The sequence below is a fragment of the Frankia sp. AgKG'84/4 genome (assembly GCF_023242965.2).
Taxonomy (GTDB): Bacteria; Actinomycetota; Actinomycetes; order Frankiales; family Frankiaceae; genus Frankia.
This window is the reverse complement of sequence record NZ_JALKFU020000570.1, coordinates 1-3375: the sequence shown is the minus strand read 5'-3', so window position 1 is coordinate 3375 and position 3375 is coordinate 1. Positions and strand designations below refer to the sequence as shown.

General features: G+C 71.8%; 3 protein-coding genes. All 3 read left to right on the top strand.

Annotated features, from left to right (window positions below; translation table 11 throughout):
- The first annotated feature begins 119 nt into the window (after positions 1-119).
- From MXD58_RS30440 to MXD58_RS23330, 3 genes are read left to right on the top strand one after another with little or no spacing between them, the layout of a single operon-like run.
- Positions 120-359: an ABC transporter ATP-binding protein gene (locus MXD58_RS30440; protein ID WP_284678788.1), complete on the top strand. Its 240-nt coding sequence runs from the start codon at positions 120-122 to the stop codon at positions 357-359.
- Positions 356-1351, top strand: a complete 996-nt coding sequence (locus MXD58_RS23335) for an oligopeptide/dipeptide ABC transporter ATP-binding protein (protein ID WP_248837961.1) — start codon at positions 356-358, stop codon at positions 1349-1351. Before MXD58_RS30440 ends, MXD58_RS23335 begins: the two co-directional genes overlap by 4 nt.
- 53 nt (positions 1352-1404) lie before the next feature.
- Positions 1405-3135 carry an ABC transporter substrate-binding protein gene (locus tag MXD58_RS23330; RefSeq protein ID WP_248837962.1) on the top strand — a complete coding sequence of 577 codons (1731 nt, stop codon included), beginning with the start codon at positions 1405-1407 and terminating at the stop codon, positions 3133-3135.
- The last annotated feature ends 240 nt before the right edge of the window (positions 3136-3375 follow it).

Sequence of the window (3375 nt, the reverse complement as noted above, 5' to 3'; positions counted from 1 at the left end):
GCGGAGCCGGTGCTGCGCGGCCTGTGGGCCACGGTCTATCTGACCGCGATCGCGATGGCGATCGGCGTCGCCGGCGGCCCGAGCTGCTCGTCCTCGACGAGCCCACCACCGGCCTGGACGTGACGATCCAGGCCGACATCCTCGACCTCGTCGTCGAGCTGACCCGGGACGGTGGCATGACCACATTCATGATCACCCACGACCTCGGGGTGGTCGCCGAGACCTGCGACGACGTGGTCGTGATGTATGCCGGCGAGGTCCGCGAAACCGGATCGGTCAAGCAGGTCATGACCGCCCCCGTCGACGACTACACCCGCGACCTGCTGGCCGCGAGCCGCGCGGAACCGGAGTCGCCATGACCACGACGGTGCTGACCGTCAGCGGCCTGACCAAGCGGTTCCGTGTCGCCGAGCGGGGCCGGGCCCGCTGGCTGACCGCCGTCGACGGCATCGACCTCGCCGTCACCGCCGGGCGGACGCTCGCGCTGGTGGGGGAGAGCGGGTCGGGGAAGTCCACCGTCGCGCGGTGCGTCGCCCGCCTCGTCGAACCCGACGCCGGCGAGGTGCGCCTCGGCGACCGGTCGGTGAGCGCGATGAGCCGGGCGCGGCTGCGGGCCGCGTACGGCGAGATCCAGCTCGTGTTCCAGGACCCGAACTCGGCACTCAACCCGCGCCTGACCGTCGGCGCCGCCCTCGACGAGCCGCTGCGCCTGCACACCGGCGCGGCCGCCCCCGAGCGTCGCGCCCGCATCGACGAACTGCTCGCCGACGTGCGCCTGGACCCCCACCTCATCGACCGCTACCCCCGCCAGCTCAGCGGCGGGCAGCGCCAGCGGGTCGTCATCGCCCGCGCGCTCGCCGTGCGCCCCACATTCCTGCTGCTCGACGAGCCGACGGCGAGCCTCGACGTGTCCGTGCGACGCCAGGTCCTCGCGCTGCTGCGCCGGCTGCAGCGCGAACACGGCCTCGGCTACCTGCTGATCAGCCACGATCTGGCGGCCGTGCGCCAGCTGGGGGACGAAATCGCCGTCATGTATCTCGGGCGGATCGTCGAACGGGGCCTGGCCGCCGAGGTGCTTGACCGGCCGACCCATCCCTACACCCGCGCGCTGCTCTCCGCCGCGCCCGTCGCCGAGTACGGGCGCACCCGCACCCGCTTCCGGCTGCGCGGGGAGATCCCCAGCGCGGTGGACCTGCCCCGCGGCTGCCGCCTGGTCGGCCGCTGCCCGCTCGCCGAACCGTCCTGCGACGACGGCTACCCGCCGACCGTCGCCCTGTCCGCCACCCACACCGTCGACTGCCCGATCACCGCGGGCGCCCCTTCATCGCCGAAGGTCACCCTCGCGCCCTGAACGCCTTCACTCCGTCACGTTCACCGCACAGTCTCAAGGAGATCAGCGAAGCCATGCCCAGAATCAAGGGGACCGCCACCGGCGGCACCGGCAGACACCGTCGCGGGACGGCCGTCCTCGTCGCGGCCGGGCTCGCGCCGCTGCTCGCGGCGGGCGCCTGCTCGTCATCCTCCGGCGGCGGCTCGACCACCGCGTCCAAGGCGGACCCGACGGTCATCAGCACCGCCTGGCCCGCCGACGTGACCAGCCTCGACCCGCCGAACACCGCCACCAGCCAGGACCATTCGCTGGTCCGCAACGTCTACCAGTCGCTGCTCGCGCCGGCGTTTCGCACCCAGCCCGACGGCTCGCTGAAGTACGACGGCGCGAAGGTCAAGCCCTACCTGGCCACCTCGTGGACGACCGACAACAACTCGATCACCTTCCACCTGCGGCCGAACGTGACATTCCACGGCTCGAACAACACCCTCGACGCGAACGACGTCAAGTGGAGCTTCGACCGGATCTTCGAGACCCCCGAGGGCCCTGACATCCAGGCCATCGGCGTGCAGAGCCCCGACGCCATCCACATCGTCGACCCGATGACCGTCAAGCTGGACCTGACCACCGCCGACGGCAAGCCGACGCCGGTCACCCCGACCGCGCTGGCGCTGTTCACCCAGGCGCAGATGAGCATCATCGACGCCGACGCCGTCAAGCCGCACCTGCGCGCCAGCGACCCGGTCGGTGCGGCCTGGCTGCGCGCGAACACCGCCGGCACCGGCCCGTACTACATCTCCGCCCGCCATCCCGGCGTCGACGTCGAGCTGACGGCCGTGCCGAACAGCTGGGCGCCCGCGCCGAGCTACCCGACCGTGAAGATCCGCATCACCACCGGCAGCGTGCCGTCGCTGCTGCAGAGCGGCGACATCGACGTCGGCGAGTACGGCATGACCAACGAGCAGATCAACAGCCTGGAGGAGGACGGCCTGTCCGTCCCGTGGGCGACGACCGGCAACTTCGACATGTTCGCCATCACCGCCGGCCCCGCCGACCAGGTCGGCGCCCTCGGCGACAAGCGGGTGCGCCAGGCCATCGGCTACGCCCTGCCCTACCAGCAGATCCTCAAGAACGTCATCTTCGACCGGGGCGAGCGCGACTACAGCATCGTCTCGTCGACCGCGCCCGAATACACCCCGGCCTGGAAGCAGTACGACACCGACCTGGCCAAGGCCAGGTCGCTGATGACGGACGCCGGCAACCCGAAGATCAACGTGCCGCTGCACTACCTGGAGGGCGACGTCGACCAGACGAACACCGCCCTGCTCATCCAGGGCGCCCTGAAGTCGATCGGCATCACCACCACCCTGACCCCGCAGACCCAGGCCGGCCTGTTCGACGTGCTGAACTCCCGCTCCACCCCGGCGAAGGGCGCGAAGCCCGGCCCGGCCGGCATGGAACTGTTCAACTGGTCCGCCTGGACCGACGACCCGAAGATCACGGTCGGCTACTGGGCCACCACCGGCGGGGCAAACAACTACCCACTGTGGTCCTCGCCGGAGGTGGACGCGACGAACACGACGTACGCGCTGCGGGCCACCTCCGCCGAGCGGACCGCCGCCTACAAGAGGGCACAGGAGCTCATCGCGGCCGACGCGCCGGTCATCCCGATCGTCGCGACCGGCACGGTCACCGTGGTCGCGAAGGGCATCACCGGCGTGTCGTTCTCCCCGACCGGCTCTGGCCGCTACTGGACACTGCACCCGACCGGCACGACCAGCGCCCTCGACAAGCTGTTCTCCTGACCCGACACCGCTGACCCGACACCACTGACCCGACACCGGGCCGCCACGGTCGCCCCCGCGGCGCCGTGGCGGCCCGCCACCCACCTGACCTCGAGCGCCCGGAGGCATCCCGATGGGACCCGCTGTGACCGAGGCGGCCCCGGCGGATGGACCCGTCGCCGGCTGGCTGCTGCGCCGCGCCCGACTGGCGGGCCGCGACGGCCTGTGGGACGTCGAAGCCACCGGCGGCGCCCTTCGCGC